The sequence below is a fragment of the Pseudomonas sp. COR18 genome, from assembly GCF_048568395.1.
Taxonomy (GTDB): domain Bacteria; phylum Pseudomonadota; class Gammaproteobacteria; order Pseudomonadales; family Pseudomonadaceae; genus Aquipseudomonas; species Aquipseudomonas fuscovaginae_B.
Genome location: NZ_CP183808.1, coordinates 6,437,541 through 6,454,766 on the forward strand (window position 1 = coordinate 6,437,541; position 17,226 = coordinate 6,454,766).

Sequence of the window (17,226 nt, forward strand, 5' to 3'; positions counted from 1 at the left end):
AATGAAGCGCACCCTGCTTTTTCTCGCCCTGTTCAGCAGTTTCACCGCCTACGCCGACAGTGGCGTGACCGCCAATGACAATGCCGTGATCAACAACTCCGGCCAGCAGTACAAGGGCAGCCTCATGGTCAACCAGGCCGCCGGCGACCAGCAGCAACAGATCAACAGTCGTGCGATCGCCATCGGCACCGACGCCAGCGCATCGACCGCCCTGACCCAGAAGCTCAGAACCCCGGCCAGCACGGCAATCAACGCCAAGGCGGCCATCCAGGGCAACGCCTTCAGCAATGGCACCGGCATGGTGGGCGTCAACCAGTCCGCCGGCGCCAACAACCAGATGATCAACGCCGTGCGCATCAGCATCAGTGCTGCGCCGCAGAGCGTCGATGACAGCGCCCTGTCGCAACAGAACGTGGCGCTGTCACCCAACTCCGGTTCATCCGGCACCCCAGGCAGTCGCCAGGTCGTTACCAGCGACCAGGCCTTCACCGGCAGCCGGGGCGTGATTCAGGTGAACCAGAGCGCGGGGGTGGGGAACCGCATGGCCAACACCCTCAGTATCCGGGTCGCCGACTGACCCGAGCAGTGCAATTAGAAAGTACCAACACTTAACCAACTAATAAGCACGGAGATACATCATGAAACCTACAATGGCTCTCAAACCACTGGTGTTCGCACTGGCCGCAGTCATGGCAATGGCCGCCCAGGCAGGCGGCAACAACCACGGCCATGGTCACCATGGCCCCAAAGGTCCTGACCTCGGCACCCTGCTGCAGATCACCGCCGGCGCCGGCGCCGCCGTGATCGACACCCAGTACAGCCACAACAACGCCGTGATCAACCAGGGCACCAGGAACAACGCCAGTGCCAATGACTCGCTGAACGGCTCGAGCGGCAACATGGGCGCCAACGTTGCAGCCGGCGACGGCAACCAACAGGACAACGCCGCCGCACTGGCCACCGCCGACGAAAGTTTCATCTTCGGTACCGCCGTCTCGGCCAGCAGCGCCACCCAGACCAACACCAACAACGTCGTGCTCAACCAATCGACCCAGAACAATGCGTCGATGAACAACTCCGGCAACAATGGCTCCGGCAACATGGGCGTCAACATCACCGCCGGCAACTTCAACCAACAGAAAAACAACCTGGCCATCGCCGTCTCCGGTGGCCGCGTAGCCACCGCCGCCGCCGCCGCCAACCAGACCGAAAGCGGCCTGCTGGTGACCAACAGTGGCGTGCAAGCCTATGAGAAAGAAACCCTCAAGGGCACCATCGATCTCAAGGGCAGCTACAAGGGCACCGGCTCCGGCACAATCAAGGGTGACGACGATCATCATGGCCATGGCTACAAGGGTGGTCATGACAACGATGACCAGAAGTTCACCTTCAAGGAACAAGGCTCTGTTGAACTGGCCGGCTACTGGACCCAGCAAGTGCTCACTCCCAACGGCTGGAAAAACGTTGTCACCAACAACGCCAGCATGAACAACTCGGCCAACCACATGTCCGGCAACGCTGGCATCAACGTTTCGGCCGGGGTGGGCAACCAGCAAAGCAACTCGCTGTCCATCGCCGCCGGTTGCAAAGCCTGCATGTAGTCGCGACAGCAGAGAGCCCCGGAAACGGGGCTCTTTTTTCCGCACCTGAAGGCGTATCGACCATGCGTATTCTCGTCCTTGCCTTGCTGATCGGCCTTTGCGACCTGACCCAGGCCGCCACCATGGCGGTCCCCGGCCTGCCCGGCGCCAGCGTCTTCTACAAGAACGTACAGAGCATCCGCGAACGGCGTTTCGCCAACCTGGTCCAGCAGAAAACCGATTTCAGTTGCGGCGCCGCCGCCCTGGCCACGGTGCTGCGCCAGGCCTACTGGCTGGATGTCGACGAGGAGCAGGTGATCAAGGGCATGCTGACCACTTCCGATGCGGAGCTGGTCAAGACCCACGGTTTCTCCATGCTGGACATGAAGCGCTACGTCGAGAGCATCGGCATGCGCGCCCGCGGCTATCGCATACCCGCCGACAAGCTGACCAGTGTCAGCATTCCGGTGGTGGTGCTGATGGATATCCGCGGCTACAAGCATTTCGTGGTGATGCAGCGCGCGGACAAGGACTGGGTGTACATCGGCGACCCGGTGCTTGGCCACAAGCGCTACGCTGCCGCGGATTTCGCAAAGGGCTGGAATGGCATCGTGTTTGCCATCGTCGGCCCCGGCTATGACAAGACCAACGCTCTGCTGGCCCCGCCGGCCCCGCTCACGGCGAAAGACAAGCTGGATACCTTCAATCCGGTCAAAGACGCCGAGCTGATGGATTTCGGCTTTATACAGAGCGATTTTTTCTGAAGTGCAGTAACGAGTAAGGGAGCAGGAAGCCCCGGGAGCAACAGATGAAAACTCCACACTGGCTGGTCGTGAGTTGCCTGGCATTCACCTGCCTGCCCGCACAGGCGACATCACCCTTCAAACCCATCGAAATCAAGGATCAGGAACTGTCCGAACTGCGTGGCCGTTATGTCATGCCGGGACGCATCATCAGCTTCGGCGTCGTGATGGAAAGCAGTTGGAAAAACGCCAGTGGCGACATCATCGGCGCAACCACCAGCCTGCAGATCCAGCAATCGACGGTCAAACCGCAGTTCTACGTTTCCACCTACAGCAACCAGGGCAACGGCTCCCCTGCCGCCCCGGGCTCCGGCACGGTGGTCGGCGGCAACGGTTTCACCACCTCGGCCGGCGTGACCCAGGTGGTCCGTGCCGCCGGCGATGGCAACAGCGCCTACAACAATGTCGCCATCAACGTCAGCGAAGCCAACCAGGCCCCCGTCAGCGGCCAGCAGGTCGGGCAGATTCTCAACAGCGGCGGTAGCATCAGCGGCTCTGGCGCGGCCGGCAATATCACGGTTTCCGCGGTCTCCGGCGGCATTCAGATGGCGATCGCGGCCAGCAACAACCAGGGCCATTCGCTGCAGCAGATCGCCCAGGGTGGCGTCCTGCAGTCCACCGCCCTGCTCGGTGGCCAGAACCTGGTCCACAACATGACTCAACTCAATGTGGTATTGCAGAACAACCTGCAGACAGTGGGAGCCTTGGACTGCAACCTGACCCAACTTAAAGGCCTACGCAACATGGGATTCTGAACTACGCTCACTTTCGACCATTGGAAGTCAGTAAGGGATGGCTAATTTCATGTACCGATCGTTTTCTCTGCGGGCGGCAATTTGTGTGGGGACACTTTTCCCGGCAGCGATGTTGCAAGCGGCACCTGACGCCGAGGTGGAGGCCCTGAAACAGGAACTTCTGGAGCTCAAACAGCGTTACGTTCAACAGCAACAGGCGCTTTCGGTGCTGGAACAGCGGGTTCGACAGGTCGAGGACCAGCCGGCGGCGCCGCCGCCCAAACGCCTGGTCAAATCGCCGGCCGACCTGAGAAAGGGCCAGGCGGTGGCGGGGGCCAGCGCCAATGCCCCGGGTGCCGCGGCAGGGACCTCCGGGGCCTCCTATGGCCAGTCGCTCAAGGATGATTCGGCACCGGCCCAGAGTGTTTCCGACCTGTACAACGAAGCCAGCGGCTTCTTCGGCAATGGCAAGTTCAGTGTCGAAACGGGTATCACCTATTCGCGTTATGACACCCGGCAGCTGACGCTGAACGGTTTCCTCGCACTGGATTCGATTTTCCTCGGCACCATCAACCTCGATCGGATCAAGGCCGATACCTGGACGCTGGATCTGACGGCTCGCTACAACTATGAAAACCGTTGGCAGTTCGACATTAACGCTCCGGTCATCTATCGCGAGTCCACCTATCAATCCGGCGGTGGCAACGGCGGCAGCGCCGCCTCGACCGTGGAAGACACCGTGACACGCGACCCGACACTCGGTGACGTGAACTTCGGGGTGGCCTACAAATTCCTCGATGAAACGGAAAGCCTGCCGGATGCGGTGGTCAGCGTCCGGCTCAAGGCGCCGACCGGCAAAGACCCTTTCGGCATAAAATTTGTCCAGTCGCCAAAGAGCAGCAGCCTGTTCGTGCCTGAGGACCTGCCCACCGGCAATGGCGTCTGGGCGCTCACCACCGGCCTCTCGCTGGTCAAGACATTCGACCCGGCGGTACTGTTCGGCACGTTCGCCTACACCCATAACTTCGAGGACTCCTTCAGCGACATCAGCGCCCAGCAGGGCGTCACGCAGCCAGGCAAGGTCAGTATCGGCGACAGCTACCAGTTCGGTGCGGGCGTTGCCTTCGCCTTGAACGAAAAGATGAGTATGTCGTTCTCGGTGTCCGACCTGGTGCAACGCAAAAGCAAACTCAAGCCCGATGGGCAGAGCTGGCAAAGTGTAGTGGGCAGCGACGCCAACGCCGGCTATTTCAACGTCGGCATGACCATCGCCGCCACGCCGAACCTGACCATCGTTCCACAATTGTCCCTGGGCATGACCCCCGACGCCCCGGACTTCAGCTTCAGCCTGAAATTCCCCTACTACTTCTGATCCAGCCTGATGGCGCCCTCTGCCCCGGCCATCGCCGTGGCAGAGGCGCCTGTGAACGGCGCCATACCTGCCTGGGCAGCCTCCAGTGCCTAGCGAATCTGATGCTTGTGCAGCAGCCGGTAGAACGTCGGCCGGGAAATCCCCAGCACCTTCGCGGCGATACTCATGTTGTCGCCATGCCGATTGAGCACATCGCACAACGCCTGGCGCTCGGCCTGATAGAGGTAATCCTCCAGGGTACCCATGGCCAGCTGGGCACTGGATTCGCTGGCCAGGCCCAGGTCACCGGCCTCGATCTGCCGCCCCTCGGCCAGCACCAGGCCACGCCGGACCCGGTTGGCCAGCTCGCGCACATTGCCCGGCCAGCCATGGTTGCCCATGGCGACCAGCGCCTCCTCGCTGAAACTGCGCGGTCGCCGCCCGGTTTCCTGGCTGTAGAAATGGGAGAAATGGTTGGCCAGCATCCGCACGTCACCGTGGCGTTCACGCAGCGGCGCCGTCACCACCTGCAGCACATTCAGACGGTAATAGAGATCCTCGCGAAAGCGCCCGGCAGCGATCGCGGCTTCCAGATCGACGTGGGTCGCAGCCAGGACCCGCACATCGACCGGGATCGGTTGGCTGCCGCCCACCCGCTCGATGTGTTTTTCCTGGAGAAAGCGCAACAGGTTGGCCTGCAGCTCCAGCGGCAGGTCGCCGACTTCGTCGAGAAACAGTGTCCCGCCATTGGCCGCTTCGATGCGCCCGACCTTGCGCTGGTGCGCTCCGGTAAAGGCGCCCTTCTCGTGGCCGAACAGTTCGGACTGGATCAGGTGCTCGGGAATCGCCCCGCAGTTGATCGCCACGAAGGGCTTTGCGTGGCGCTGTGACTGACGGTGCAGGGTACGGGCGACCAGTTCCTTGCCGGTCCCGCTTTCACCCCGGATCAACACCGGCGACTCGGTCGGCGCCAGTTTTCCGAGGAGCTTGCGCAACTCGCGGATCGACCGGCTGTCGCCGAGCAACTCGTGCTCCGGCGGTTCGACAGGGGCCGGCCCCTGCCCGCGCAGGCGCGCCATGCCGAAGGCGCGACCCAATGTCACCTGTACGCGGGAAACGTCGAAGGGCAAAGTATGAAAATCGAAGAACCACTCGCAGACGAAGTCACCCACGTTCTGCAGGCGCAGGACTTCCTGGCTGAGCACCGCGATCCATTCGGTGCCGCTGCGACTGATCAGGTCCTTGACCGCATCGGGGCGCTCCAGATGAAACGGTTGCAGGCGCAACAGGCCGATATCGCAGGGCCGATCGACCGCCGCCTCGAGCTCGCAACTGTCGACATCCCAGCCAATGCTGCGCAGGCCGGGAAGCAACTGGTGGCAGTCGTTGCAGGGATCGACCACCAGGAGACGCCTTAGCGGTGTGGCTTCTTGCATGACAGCTCCCTGGCACCTGAATTATAAAATTTTATTAGAAACAGTAATTTGGCAAACCTGGCTGTAACACTAGCAAGAAATTGACGCTAACTTGTACCGATTGAGCATAAGGGCGAAAGCCGATCGAACGCGCCAAACATAACAGTGAAACCATTTCGGTATTCGAGAGTCTTGTTGGAGGCACTGAAAAAAAGTTGAAAAAAACTGTATTTCCCGTGTGACCTGATGCCCCTCAGCGGACATCAGTACAAGTAACCAGCCGCGACGGTGCGCCCAGCCGACGGCTGACACACTGTTTGGGCATACTTGAGAGAAGACCCCATGAACGCCCCGCTCCGTTTCAACGAAGCACTCCTGATGGCCGGCAACGCATTCAAACCCTTCCAATGCGTGGCCTGGACGGCACAAGACAAAGGCGACCTGAGCCTGACCGTAATCGATCGCACCAACAACAGCATCGACCGCCGGCAGATCTCTTGCAGTGACTATTCGAACCTGGCGCAGTTGAAATCCGTTCTGGAACAGGCCCGTGCCGAATTGAGCAAGAAGGGCTACGACTTGCAGCCCTGGACTTTCTCGGCCTGATTCTCGATCTTTAAAGCGATAAGCTTCGCGGGCAAGCGCTGCCCCTACAGTAACCGAGCAAGACACGCCGCAATATCTGCAGGAACGTGGCTTGCCCGCGAATGCGATCAAATGGACACAACTTTTAACTGAAGTTAGAGCAGCTCGATGTGCCGATAATCGGCCCCGAGTTCACTGGCCAGTTGCCGCGCCCGCCCCAGGCGAATCGGCCCCTTCTCCAGGTCGACCAGTAATGTCGGGCAATTGAATGGCGCCAACCCCGTCCAGGCCTTCAGGCGCCCATCGGTCAAGACCAGTACCCGCTGCCGCTCCTCGGCAAAACGCCGCTGTCTGACGGCCAACCAGTGGCCGGCCTCCTGCAAGGCCGCCAGCAACGGCGTTCCGCCGCCCGCCCCCAGGCTCGCCAACCAACCCGCCAGGCCACTGGAGGCCTTCAGCCCCTGGACCTGCCACTGCGGCCGGCTGCCACTGGCGGTCAACAATGCCAGGCGTGCCCGCTGGCGATAGGCATCGTCGAACAACTGCGCGAGCAGCCCCTTGGCATCGCTCAGGGCCTGATGTCGCCGGGTGGAAGCCGATGCATCGACGATCACCAGCCACAATTCGTGGGCCGTACTGCTGCGCAAGCGAAAACGCAGATCGCGGCGGGCCTTCGGCCGCCCACCCAGTAGCGTCCCGAGCCAATCGATCGCCCCGCTCGCCGCACCCCGGGCCGCACCCTGGCGCCCTCCGGGAACCTCACCCGCACCGGTTCTGGCATTCGCCCCCGGCTTGAGTCGAGGGCGAATGCCTAGGGCTTTTTTGGCCAGCTCGGAATATCCCGACGAGCCCCCATGGCCATGGCCTTGGCCGGCAGTTCACCCCATTGCCCCTGGGCCTGCTCCGTGCCCGGGGCCGGATCGGGGCGGTTCTGTGGCGCGCCGGCGGGAGGGTTTGACGAGGTTGCGGGCGAGTTCTCGCGACGCCGATGACGCAAGGCAAACTCGGCGACCGCCTCGATATCCTCGTCGGCGATCTGCCGCGCTCCCCGCCAGGCGGCGTGGGCACGGGCCGCCCGCAGCCAGACCAGGTCGGCGCGCAGGCCATCGACCCCGGCGGCAAAACAGCGCTCGCTGATCGCGGCCATCGCCCGATCATCCAGGTCGATTTCCGGCAGCAACGCCCGGGCCCGCTCGCAACGCTCGCGCAGCACCTGCTGTTGTGGCGCCCACTGGTCGCAGAAGGCCTGCGGGTCGCTGTCGAAATCCAGCCGGCGCCGAATGATCTGCGTCCGCTCGGCCGGTTCCGGCTGGCCGCTCAGGGCGACATTCAGGCCGAAACGGTCGAGCAATTGCGGGCGCAGCTCGCCTTCCTCGGGGTTCATGGTACCGATCAGCACGAAGCGCGCCGCATGCCGATGGGAAATGCCGTCGCGCTCCACCAGGTTGGTGCCGCTGGCCGCCACATCGAGCAGCAGGTCCACCAGATGATCGGCCAGCAGGTTCACCTCATCGACATACAGCACGCCGCCGTCGGCCTTGGCCAGCACGCCGGGGGAAAACTGCGCGCGGCCCTCCCCCAGTGCCGCGTCCAGGTCGAGGGTGCCGACCAGGCGCTCCTCGGTGGCCCCCAGGGGCAAGGTGACGAACTGCCCGCTGACCAGCAGGTCGGCCAGGCCACGGGCCAGGGTCGACTTGGCCATGCCGCGCGGCCCCTCGATCAGCACACCACCGATCTTCGGGTCGATGGCGGTCAGGCACAGCGCCAGCTTCAGCGCATCGGCACCGACCACCGCCGACAGCGGGAAATGCGGGGAGTCACTCATGGTGCATAGTCCTCAGGCATCTTCTTCAATATCCAGCAGCAGGTTTTCCAGCGCCTCGCGGTATTCCCCCGGTTCACGCCACAGCCCGCGCTGCTGGGCTTCCAGCAGGCGCTCGGTCATGTCGCGCAAGGCATGGGGGTTGTGCTCGCGGACGAACGCGCGGGTGTCGGCATCCAGCAGGTAGGCATCGGCCAGCAACGCGTACTGGTGATCGTCGATCAGATGGCTGGTGGCATCGAAGGCGAACAGATTGTCGACCGTCGCCGCCAGTTCGAAAGCGCCCTTGTAGCCATGACGCTTGACCCCGTCGATCCACTTGGGGTTGGCCGCCCGCGAGCGGATCACCCGGTTCAACTCCTCCTTGAGCGTGCGGATCTTCGGCAGGTCCGGCTGGCTGTGGTCGCCATGATAGCTGGCGGCGGTTTCGCCACTGAGGCTTTCCACCGCCGCCAGCATGCCGCCCTGGAACTGGTAGTAGTCGTTGGAATCGAGCAGGTCATGCTCGCGGTTGTCCTGGTTCTGCAACACGGCCTGGACCTGGCTCAGGCGCCGGGCGAATGGCGCCCGGGCCGCGGTACCCTCGTCGGAGCCGCCATAGGCGTAGCCACCCCAGTTCAGGTAGACCTCGGCGAGGTCCTCGCGGCTCTGCCACAGGCGCCCGTCGATGGCGTTCTGCACACCCGCGCCATAAGCGCCCGGCTTGGCGCCGAAGATCCGCCAACCGGCCTGGCGTGCGGCCTGCTCGGCATCCAGGCCCTGCGCCTGCAGTTGCTCGCGCTCCTGGCGAACGCGGGCCGCCAGCGGGTTCAGGTCCTCGGGTTCGTCCAGCGCCGCCACCGCCTGCACCGCCGCGTCGAACAGACGGATCAGGTTGGCGAAGGCGTCACGGAAGAACCCGGAAACCCGCAGGGTCACGTCCACCCGAGGGCGGTCCAGCAGGCTCAACGGCAGGATCTCGAAGTCGTCGACCCGCTGGCTGCCGGTGGCCCAGACCGGCCGCACGCCCATCAGCGCCATGGCCTGGGCGATGTCGTCGCCGCCGGTGCGCATGGTCGCCGTGCCCCAGACCGACAGGCCAAGCTGACGCAGGTGGTCGCCGTGGTCCTGCAGATGTCGCTCGAGAATCAGGTTGGCCGACTGGAAACCGATGCGCCAGGCCGTGGTGGTCGGCAGGTTGCGTACGTCCACGGAAAAGAAATTGCGCCCGGTAGGCAACACGTCCAGTCGCCCGCGGCTCGGTGCACCACTGGGACCGGCCGGGACGAAGCGCCCGTCGAGGGCGGCAAGCAGGCCCTGCATTTCCGCCGGCCCGCAAGCATCGAGCCGCGGCGCCACCTGTTCGAGCAGGCCGTCGATGATGCTGCGCACATCGGCCCATGCCTCGCTGTCCGGCAGCTCGGCGAGGCCCGCCAGGGCCTGCTCGATCAAGGCTGCGGCATACAGTTCCAGGCGCTCGCGACTGTCGCCGGCGGTGCGCCAGGTGGCCGCGCCGAGGTCGCGCAGCGCCTCCGGGCGGCGGCCGGTCCAGGGTTCGGCCAGGTTACAGTCGAGCGGGTCGAAGCCCAGTTCGAAGGCCTTGGCCAACGCCCGCAGCAGGCTCGACCGGGCACCTCGCCCGTCACCGCGGGGAATACGCAGCAGGGCCAGCAGGGTATCGATGCGCAGCCGTCCCTGCGGCGACTCGCCGAACACGTGCAGACCATCGCGGATCTGCGACTCCTTGAGGTCGCAGAGGTAGGTGTCCAGGCGCGGCAGCCAGATCGCTGCGTCGGCATCGCTGTCGAGCCCGGCATCCAGCTGCAGCTCGCGGTCGATCTGCGTCTCGCGTACCAGTTTGAGGATGTCTCGCTGCAACTCCCGGGCCCGGCGTGGGTCAAGCAGTTGCGCTTCGTAGTATTCGTCGGCAAGCAGTTCCAGGTCGCGCAACGGGCCGTAGGTTTCGGCACGGGTCAGCGGCGGCATCAGATGATCGATGATCACCGCCTGGGTCCGGCGCTTGGCCTGGGCCCCCTCGCCCGGGTCGTTGACGATGAACGGATAGATATTCGGCAGCGGCCCCAGCAGCGCATCCGGCCAGCAGTGCTGCGACAGACCGACCCCCTTGCCCGGCAGCCACTCCAGGTTGCCATGCTTGCCGACATGGATCACGCCGTGGGCACCATAGCGGTGGCGCAACCAGAAATAAAACGCCAGGTAGCCATGGGGCGGCACCAGGTCCGGATCGTGGTAGACCGCACTCGGGTCGACCTGATAACCACGGGCCGGCTGGATGCCGACGAAGGTCAGCCCCAGGCGCAGCCCGGCGACCATCATCCGCCCGTCACGGCACATCGGGTCGTTTTCCGGCTGCCCCCAGCGAGCCAGTACCGCCTGGCGGTTGGCCTCGGGCAATTGCTCGAACAGGGCCTGGTATTCGGCCAGCGCCAGGCTCTGCCGGCAGGGTCGCAGATCGAGGCTGTCGAGATCGTTGCTGACGCCGCCGAGCAGGGCCTGGATCAGGCCGGTGCCACTCTCGGGCAGTTCGGCAACCGGGTAGCCCTGCGCCTGCAAGGCCCGCAGGATATTCAGCGCCGCGGCCGGCGTGTCCAGGCCGACACCGTTGCCGATGCGGCCGTCACGGGTCGGATAGTTGGCCAGGACCAGGGCGATGCGCTTGGCGCCGTTGTCCAGCCGTGCCAGGTCGACCCAGCGCCGCGCCAGTTCGGCGACGAAGTCCATGCGCTCGGGCTGGGCCCGGTAGCAGACCACGTCGCTCTGGCTGCGCTCGCTGCGCCAGGCCAGGTCCTTGAAGCTGATCGGCCGGCTGATGATCCGTCCGTCCAGTTCCGGCAAGGCGATGTGCATCGCCAGGTCCCGCGGCCCCAGGCCCTGCTCGCTGGCCTGCCAGCCGGGCTCGTTGTCCTGGGCGCAGATGGCCTGGATCACCGGAATGTCACGGCGGAACGGCCGCAGGTGCGGCGCCTCGGGGGTCGATTGGGCAAAACCGGTGGTATTGAGGATCACCGCCGCCGACACTTCGTCCAGCCAGTCCTCGACCGTCGCCAGGCAGGCCGGCTCCTTGAGGCTGGCCACGGCGATCGGCAACGGGTTCAGCCCGGCCGCCTGCAGGCGCTGGCAGAACACATCGACGAAGGCGGTGTTGGCCGCCTGCAGGTGCGAACGATAGAACAGCAGCGCCGCTACTGGTTGGTCGGCCTGCCAGTCGGTACGCCAATCCGCCAGTTGCGCATCGACCACGCGGGGGTGGTAGATCGCCGTGCGCGGCAAGGCGCGAGGCTCGTGCCACGGGTAATCGCGCCCCAGCCAGGTACTGGCCAGGCAATTGAACAGTTGCAGGGCGTTACCCAGCCCCCCCTGGCGCAGGAAATGCCAGAGCCGTTCGGCCTCGGCCGCCGGGACGTTGCCCAGGGCGCTCAGTTCCGGGTCGGGACGGTCATCGCCCGGCACCAGGATCAGCGCCACGCCGCGCTCGGCCAGTTGCACCAGGCGCTCGATGCCGTAGCGCCAATAGCCGATCCCGCCGTGCAACGACAGCAGGATCACCTTGGCGTGTTGCAGCACCTGGTCGACATACAGGTCGACCGAGGCATGATTCTGCACCTGCATCGGGTTGGCCAGGCGCAGGCTGGGGTAATCGTCCGGCAGTTGCTGCGCCGCTTCGGCGAGCAACGCCAGGCTGGAATCACCGCTGCACAGGATCACCAGCTCGGCGGGGGTTTGTCCCAGGTCGGCAATGTTGTCGTCCGACACGAAACCGCCGGGCTGGGTCCTGAGCAGGTGCATGGGGTCAGACCGTCAGCGCCGCGCGCAGGGTCGACTCGAGCAGGGCGGCATCCAGTTCCTGACCGATCAGCACCAGGCGGGTGACACGCGGCTCGTCAGCGCCCCAGGCACGGTCGAAGTGCTTGTCGAAACGGGTGCCCACGCCCTGGATCAGCAGGCGCATCGGCTTGTTCGGGATCGCCGCGAAGCCCTTGACCCGCAGGATGCCGTGCTTGACCACCAGTTGCGTCAGGGCATCGAGCAGCAGGCTTTCATCGGCTTGCGGCAGGTCGATGGAGATCGAGTCGAAGGCATCGTGATCGTGGTCGTCATGATCGTCGCCCTCGTGGTGGTGATCATGGTGGCTGTGACGGCTGTCGATATGTTCTTCGGAGCCGGCACCCAGGCCGAGCAGCACGTCCAGCGGCAGGCGACCGCTGCTGGCCTCGATGATCTTCACCGCCGGTGGCAGTTCCTCGGCCACTTCCAGGCGGACCTTGGCCAGGTCTTCGGGGGCGATCAGGTCGGTCTTGTTGAGAATCACCAGGTCGGCGCTGGACAACTGGTCGGCGAACAGTTCGTGCAGCGGCGACTCGTGGTCCAGGTTCGGGTCGAGCTTGCGCTGGGCGTCCACCTGGTCGGGGAAGGCGGCGAAGGTACCGGCGGCCACCGCCGGGCTGTCGACCACGGTGATCACCGCATCGACGGTGCAGGCACTGCGGATTTCCGGCCACTGGAACGCCTGGACCAGCGGTTTGGGCAACGCCAGGCCGGAGGTTTCGATGAGGATGTGGTCCAGATCGCCGCGCCGTGCCACCAGTTCGCGCATCACCGGGAAGAACTCTTCCTGCACGGTGCAGCACAGGCAGCCATTGGCCAGTTCGAAGACACGACCGACCGCCTCTTCCTCGGTGCAACCGATCGAGCACTGCTTGAGGATTTCACCATCGATGCCGAGTTCGCCGAACTCGTTGACGATCACCGCAATGCGGCGGCCCTGGGCGTTGTCGAGCATGTGGCGCAACAAGGTGGTCTTGCCCGAGCCGAGGAAGCCGGTGACGATGGTGACGGGAAGCTTGGCCAGTGTTTTCATCGGGATGCCCCTTGGCAAAAATAGCGGGCATACGGGACGAGAACCGCTGCCGGAACAGGCGCGGGTAGGTTCGCCACCGGATCACCCCGCCCGGTTTAAGTGAAATTCTGTCACGAGGCAGGTCTCCTGGCTTGCGGGCGGGTGTTCGGCAGTCGCCCGATCACCGGGTCTTGCGCCTTCCCGCCCCCAAGGGGCAGTGGCCAGGCAAGACTATCAAACCGCTCACAGTTGCGGGGGCAGCCGCGGCTTGCCGCGTTCCCATCTTAGCTTCGGCCGGATGCCGAAGAACCTCGAACCTGCAAGGCTACGCAGTGCGCGGGAGCAGGTCAATCTCGACGGCCGCTGTGGTTTAATTGCGCCCCCCTTTCACCCTGCCCGTTTCAAGGAAGCCCGCCCATGAGTGCCACCGGCACCACCACCGTCCTGGTCATCGGTTATGTCTGGCCCGAACCCCGTTCCTCGGCCGCCGGTGGGCACATGATGCAGATTCTCGAAAGCTTCCTCGAAGCCGGCTGGCACATCACCTTCGCCAGCCCCGCCAGCGTCGGCGAGCACAAGGCCGACCTGCAGAGCCTGGGAATCGACGAACAGGCCATCGAGCTCAACAACAGCAGCTTCGACACCTTCATCACCGCCCTGCAGCCGGATGTGGTGCTGTTCGACCGCTTCATGATGGAGGAGCAGTTCGGCTGGAGGGTCGAGAAGCACTGCCCCGACGCCATCCGCGTGCTGGAAACCTCCGACCTGCAAAGCCTGCGCGACGCCCGCCAGCAGCAGCTCAAGGAACGCCTGAAGGCCGATCCGGATCCGAACGACTTCAGCACGCTGTTTGCCCCCGACCTGCCGCAGGTGTTCCAGCAGATGAGCGAAACCGATCAGGCCCAGCGCGAGATCGCGGCGATCTACCGCTCGGACCTGAGCCTGATGATCTCCGATGTCGAGATTCGCCTGTTGACCGAGCAGTTCCGGCTGCCGCCGGCGCTGCTGCACTGGTGCCCGCTGATGCTCGATCAGCCCGCTGCCTTTCGGCCGTTCGAGGAGCGCGCGCATTTCCTCAGCATCGGCAACTTTCGCCACGCACCGAACTGGGACGCGGTGCTCTGGATGAAAACCACCCTCTGGCCGCTGATCCGCCAGCAATTGCCGAGCGCGCAACTGCACGTCTACGGCGCCTATACACCGCCCAAGGCCACCGCCCTGCATAACCCGACCCAGGGCTTTCACGTGCTGAACTGGGCCGAGGATGCCTTGCAGGTCATGAGTGCGGCGCGCATCTGCCTGGCACCGTTGCGCTTTGGCGCCGGGATCAAGGGCAAGCTCGCCGATGCCATGCTCTGCGGCACGCCAAACGTCACCACGCCGATCGGTGCCGAAGCCATGCACGGCGACTTGCCCTGGCCCGGCGCCATCGAGACCCGCGCCGAAGCCCTGGCCGCGGCCGCCGTGCAGCTCTACCAGGACCCGGCGGCCTGGCGGCAGGCCCAGGTCGCAGGCCAGGCCTTGCTGGCCGCCCGCTACGACCGGCGTCAGCACGGCCCGGCCCTGGTGGCGCGTATCGAGCAATGCCGGCAGCGACTGGCGCAACATCGGCGCGACAACTTCACCGGCGCCATGCTGCGGCATCACCATCACAAGAGCACCCAGTACATGGCCCAGTGGATCGAGGCGAAAAACCGCAAGGCCTGAGGCCTCATGCCGAAGGCAGGAACAACCGGGCAATCTCGATCAGTTGCGGCCCCCGATCCGGCGCCAGCACCAGGGCCGAACGCGGCGGCAACAGCCGGCCCTCCGGCGAACGGGCGGGTTTCCTGGCGAAGTTCACCGTGATCAGGGTGCCGTCGCTGAACGAGGTACGCTGAACCAGGCGATCGGCCGAGAACACCTGAAAATCGCTCAGCCGCTCGGTGAACAGCCTTTCGTGCAACGGCCGAAACACCTTGTCATAGGCCCGAATGAACGGCAGATCGCGGGCCAGCACCTGGTCGTTGAGGTGATACAGGGGCGGTACCATGTGCAGCAACTGCAGCAACGCCGTGGTTTCCCGCTCGCTGGAGAACTTCAGCGAGCCATATTCCCAATGGTGGGTACTGACCAGGCTGTCGTGGAACACCAACTGATACAGCGGCAGGCGAAACTGCGCCGAGGTGACGAAGCGGGCGACCGCCGGCTTGAGCGGTATCGGCTTGAAATACAGGTCCGGGGTCTCCGGCGGCCAGTACCCGCCGCGGTAGAACGGCGACTGCTTGTTCTTGCCGATATCCGGGTCCATCCAGGCGAACGGCTGGGTGGCGATGCCATGGCTGTAGGCGATGCTGGGCACATAGAAGGCCACCCCACCCTCGCTGCCGGTGACCAGCCCCAGCTCGGTGCCGGGAAACTGCAAACGGCGCCTGCGCGCCTCGGCATCCTCGCGCTCGCTGGTTTCCCGGCCCGGGGTATAGTCCCTGAACTCGGGACCGGCGGCATCGACATCGAGAAAATAGCTGTTCAGGCGGGCGCCCCGGGCAACCGCACTGATACGCCGTTGCGCATAGGGTTCGACCACCCGGGAATTGACATAGACCCCGCGGCCATTGAAGCCACGCAGCTTTTCCCCCCGGCTGTCGCGATAGCCCGCCGCCGCCAGTTCGTCGCCCATCTGCGCCGTGGCCCAGGTGGCCCGCAGGTTGGAGGGATGCGCACTGCCGTAGCTGTCATACACCGCCACCAGATAACCGGCAGCCTTGGCCGCCTCCACCGCCTCGGGGTGCCACAGCGCATCGCGCCAGTCGTCCGCCCCCAGCCAGGCCCGGCTCAGGCCGGCCTTGCGCAGCGCCTCCACGGTCTCCAGCGACAGACCGCCGCCCCAGCGCCGGGGCGATGCCAGCCAGGGGCCGAACGCGTCGAGCAACTGCCCGCGGACCTGCTGCCCCCAGGCCACATTCGCCGCCGGATCGTGATTGCCCGGCAGCGGCTCGACCGGCACCAACGGCAACGCCGCCTGCAATGCCGTATTGAGCGCACGGGTCACCTCGCGCCGACGAAACAGCGACACCCCGCTCTTCCAGTCACCGGCCTCCTGCAACGCGGCCTCGAAACTTTCCCGTGCCGGTGGGTCGAACGCCGCCCACAACCTCGATGCCAGGTGCCGATGATCCTGGCGACGCGCGGCAAAAAACCTCAGGAACGCCGGCCAGTCCTTGATATCCGCGGTTTTCAGCGGCCCCGCCCCCCACAGATAGATATGCGCGGCCCCGCCAAGCCGGGCGACCAGCGGCTGCCGGGCAATTTTCTGTTTCAGCGAAACCAGGCGGTGACGGGCCTCCAGCCACTGGCGATAGAAACGCGCGCCATACAACGGATCGGCCGGGCCGACCCTGATGCTGACCGTGAAGGGCGCGTCCCCGGCCAACCGGTTGAACTCGTGACTGATCCGCGGCAACGGTCGCGAATCCTGCTCGATCATGCCGAAACGGGTATCGAAGGGCGTTTCGATCAGCCAGGTGATCGAGTGATCGCCCCGCAACTCACTCCAGAAGGGCATCGACAGCAGGCCGTTGAGGGCATCCGGCTCATAGCGGCGCAACAGCCAGTCCAGCCACTGGCGATCGTCAGCGGGGACATAGGCGCCCTCCCCGAACGGCAGTGCATAGGCCTCGATGGCTGCGGCCTCCACGGGCCGCGGCCACTCCAGCAGCCCCGGCTGATCGGCGCGGATCGACAGGCGCAAGGCGTCCTGCTCGATCCCGGCCTCGACCCGGAAGCGATCGGCACCGTGGCTGATACGCCAGCTGCGCCCGGACAATCCGTTGGCCCGGGCACTGTCGGAAAAGGCCGGCGCGCTCAGTACCGAGACCTGGCCATCGTCACGGTGCAGGATGACCTGCAGGGTCGCCGGATCGACGCTGAACACTCCGCCGCTGTAGGGCAGGTCGACCGGCAACTGCCCGAAAACCGGCAGGCTGGACAGACACAGGGCCAGCGTCAGGAACAGGCGGCGAAATCGATCAATAGCGGGTACGGGGCGCATGGCGTTCCACAGAGGTATCCCAGGAATTTTGAGAGCCTGCGGACACTAAACGACATCGCCCTCCTTCTC

At 64.8% G+C, this 17,226-nt stretch carries 13 protein-coding genes and 1 riboswitch; of the genes, 7 read left to right on the forward strand and 6 right to left on the reverse strand.

What is annotated here, in order from left to right:
• The first annotated feature begins 1 nt into the window (after position 1).
• The 5 genes from ACM62G_RS28945 (at position 2) to ACM62G_RS28965 (ending at position 4,489) form a co-directional block, all read left to right on the forward strand.
• On the forward strand, positions 2-577 hold the full coding sequence (locus tag ACM62G_RS28945) for an adhesin (protein ID WP_273820687.1): 576 nt from the start codon (positions 2-4) through the stop codon (positions 575-577).
• Positions 578-638: 61 nt separating this feature from the next.
• Positions 639-1,601 carry a hypothetical protein gene (locus ACM62G_RS28950; RefSeq protein ID WP_054060129.1) on the forward strand — a complete coding sequence of 321 codons (963 nt, stop codon included), beginning with the start codon at positions 639-641 and terminating at the stop codon, positions 1,599-1,601.
• Positions 1,602-1,663: 62 nt separating this feature from the next.
• Entirely contained in the window at positions 1,664-2,344 is a 681-nt protein-coding gene (locus tag ACM62G_RS28955; protein ID WP_054060130.1) for a C39 family peptidase, read from the forward strand.
• A gap of 44 nt (positions 2,345-2,388) precedes the next feature.
• A complete protein-coding gene (locus tag ACM62G_RS28960; protein WP_419736218.1) occupies positions 2,389-3,138 on the forward strand; it encodes a hypothetical protein in 750 nt (249 codons plus the stop codon).
• 49 nt (positions 3,139-3,187) lie between these two features.
• Entirely contained in the window at positions 3,188-4,489 is a 1,302-nt protein-coding gene (locus tag ACM62G_RS28965) for a hypothetical protein (protein WP_273820685.1), read from the forward strand.
• Positions 4,490-4,578: 89 nt separating this feature from the next.
• Here the strand turns inward: ACM62G_RS28965 and ACM62G_RS28970 are convergent, their stop codons facing one another.
• A complete protein-coding gene (locus ACM62G_RS28970; RefSeq protein WP_054062296.1) occupies positions 4,579-5,904 on the reverse strand; it encodes a sigma-54 dependent transcriptional regulator in 1,326 nt (441 codons plus the stop codon).
• Between the two features lie 321 nt (positions 5,905-6,225).
• On the opposite strand from ACM62G_RS28970, the gene ACM62G_RS28975 reads away from it, so the two are divergent.
• Entirely contained in the window at positions 6,226-6,489 is a 264-nt protein-coding gene (locus ACM62G_RS28975; protein ID WP_017906965.1) for a hypothetical protein, read from the forward strand.
• Between the two features lie 134 nt (positions 6,490-6,623).
• Here ACM62G_RS28975 and ACM62G_RS28980 read toward each other — a convergent pair whose 3' ends face one another.
• Genes ACM62G_RS28980 through cobW form a run of 4 tightly spaced genes read right to left on the reverse strand, consistent with a single transcriptional unit; the run spans position 6,624 to position 13,148 of the window.
• Positions 6,624-7,277, reverse strand: coding sequence for a vWA domain-containing protein (locus ACM62G_RS28980; protein WP_419737577.1), 654 nt, complete (start codon positions 7,275-7,277; stop codon positions 6,624-6,626).
• 2 nt (positions 7,278-7,279) lie between these two features.
• A complete protein-coding gene (locus tag ACM62G_RS28985) occupies positions 7,280-8,293 on the reverse strand; it encodes an ATP-binding protein (RefSeq protein ID WP_273820684.1) in 1,014 nt (337 codons plus the stop codon).
• A gap of 12 nt (positions 8,294-8,305) precedes the next feature.
• Positions 8,306-12,076: a cobaltochelatase subunit CobN gene (gene cobN / locus ACM62G_RS28990; RefSeq protein WP_419736219.1), complete on the reverse strand. Its 3,771-nt coding sequence runs from the start codon at positions 12,074-12,076 to the stop codon at positions 8,306-8,308.
• Between the two features lie 4 nt (positions 12,077-12,080).
• The gene (gene cobW / locus ACM62G_RS28995) at positions 12,081-13,148 is read right to left on the reverse strand and encodes a cobalamin biosynthesis protein CobW (protein WP_419736220.1); all 1,068 of its coding nucleotides are present in this window, start codon (positions 13,146-13,148) and stop codon (positions 12,081-12,083) included.
• Between the two features lie 98 nt (positions 13,149-13,246).
• A riboswitch (cobalamin riboswitch) is annotated at positions 13,247-13,456 on the reverse strand.
• 88 nt (positions 13,457-13,544) lie between these two features.
• On the opposite strand from cobW, the gene ACM62G_RS29000 reads away from it, so the two are divergent.
• The gene (locus tag ACM62G_RS29000; RefSeq protein WP_419736221.1) at positions 13,545-14,834 is read left to right on the forward strand and encodes a glycosyltransferase; all 1,290 of its coding nucleotides are present in this window, start codon (positions 13,545-13,547) and stop codon (positions 14,832-14,834) included.
• Positions 14,835-14,838: 4 nt separating this feature from the next.
• Here the strand turns inward: ACM62G_RS29000 and ACM62G_RS29005 are convergent, their stop codons facing one another.
• A complete protein-coding gene (locus ACM62G_RS29005) occupies positions 14,839-17,157 on the reverse strand; it encodes a glycoside hydrolase (protein WP_419736222.1) in 2,319 nt (772 codons plus the stop codon).
• Positions 17,158-17,226 lie beyond the last annotated feature (69 nt).

What these genes read in the sequence shown, in the direction of transcription:
- ACM62G_RS28945 (WP_273820687.1), top strand. Translation starts at nt 2, where the DNA reads ATGAAGCGCACCCTGCTTTTTCTCGCCCTGTTCAGCAGTTTCACCGCC.
- ACM62G_RS28950 (WP_054060129.1), top strand. Translation starts at nt 639, where the DNA reads ATGAAACCTACAATGGCTCTCAAACCACTGGTGTTCGCACTGGCCGCA.
- ACM62G_RS28955 (WP_054060130.1), top strand. Translation starts at nt 1,664, where the DNA reads ATGCGTATTCTCGTCCTTGCCTTGCTGATCGGCCTTTGCGACCTGACC.
- ACM62G_RS28960 (WP_419736218.1), top strand. Translation starts at nt 2,389, where the DNA reads ATGAAAACTCCACACTGGCTGGTCGTGAGTTGCCTGGCATTCACCTGC.
- ACM62G_RS28965 (WP_273820685.1), top strand. Translation starts at nt 3,188, where the DNA reads ATGTACCGATCGTTTTCTCTGCGGGCGGCAATTTGTGTGGGGACACTT.
- ACM62G_RS28970 (WP_054062296.1), bottom strand. Translation starts at nt 5,904, where the DNA reads ATGCAAGAAGCCACACCGCTAAGGCGTCTCCTGGTGGTCGATCCCTGC.
- ACM62G_RS28975 (WP_017906965.1), top strand. Translation starts at nt 6,226, where the DNA reads ATGAACGCCCCGCTCCGTTTCAACGAAGCACTCCTGATGGCCGGCAAC.
- ACM62G_RS28985 (WP_273820684.1), bottom strand. Translation starts at nt 8,293, where the DNA reads ATGAGTGACTCCCCGCATTTCCCGCTGTCGGCGGTGGTCGGTGCCGAT.
- cobN (WP_419736219.1), bottom strand. Translation starts at nt 12,076, where the DNA reads ATGCACCTGCTCAGGACCCAGCCCGGCGGTTTCGTGTCGGACGACAAC.
- cobW (WP_419736220.1), bottom strand. Translation starts at nt 13,148, where the DNA reads ATGAAAACACTGGCCAAGCTTCCCGTCACCATCGTCACCGGCTTCCTC.
- ACM62G_RS29000 (WP_419736221.1), top strand. Translation starts at nt 13,545, where the DNA reads ATGAGTGCCACCGGCACCACCACCGTCCTGGTCATCGGTTATGTCTGG.
- ACM62G_RS29005 (WP_419736222.1), bottom strand. Translation starts at nt 17,157, where the DNA reads ATGCGCCCCGTACCCGCTATTGATCGATTTCGCCGCCTGTTCCTGACG.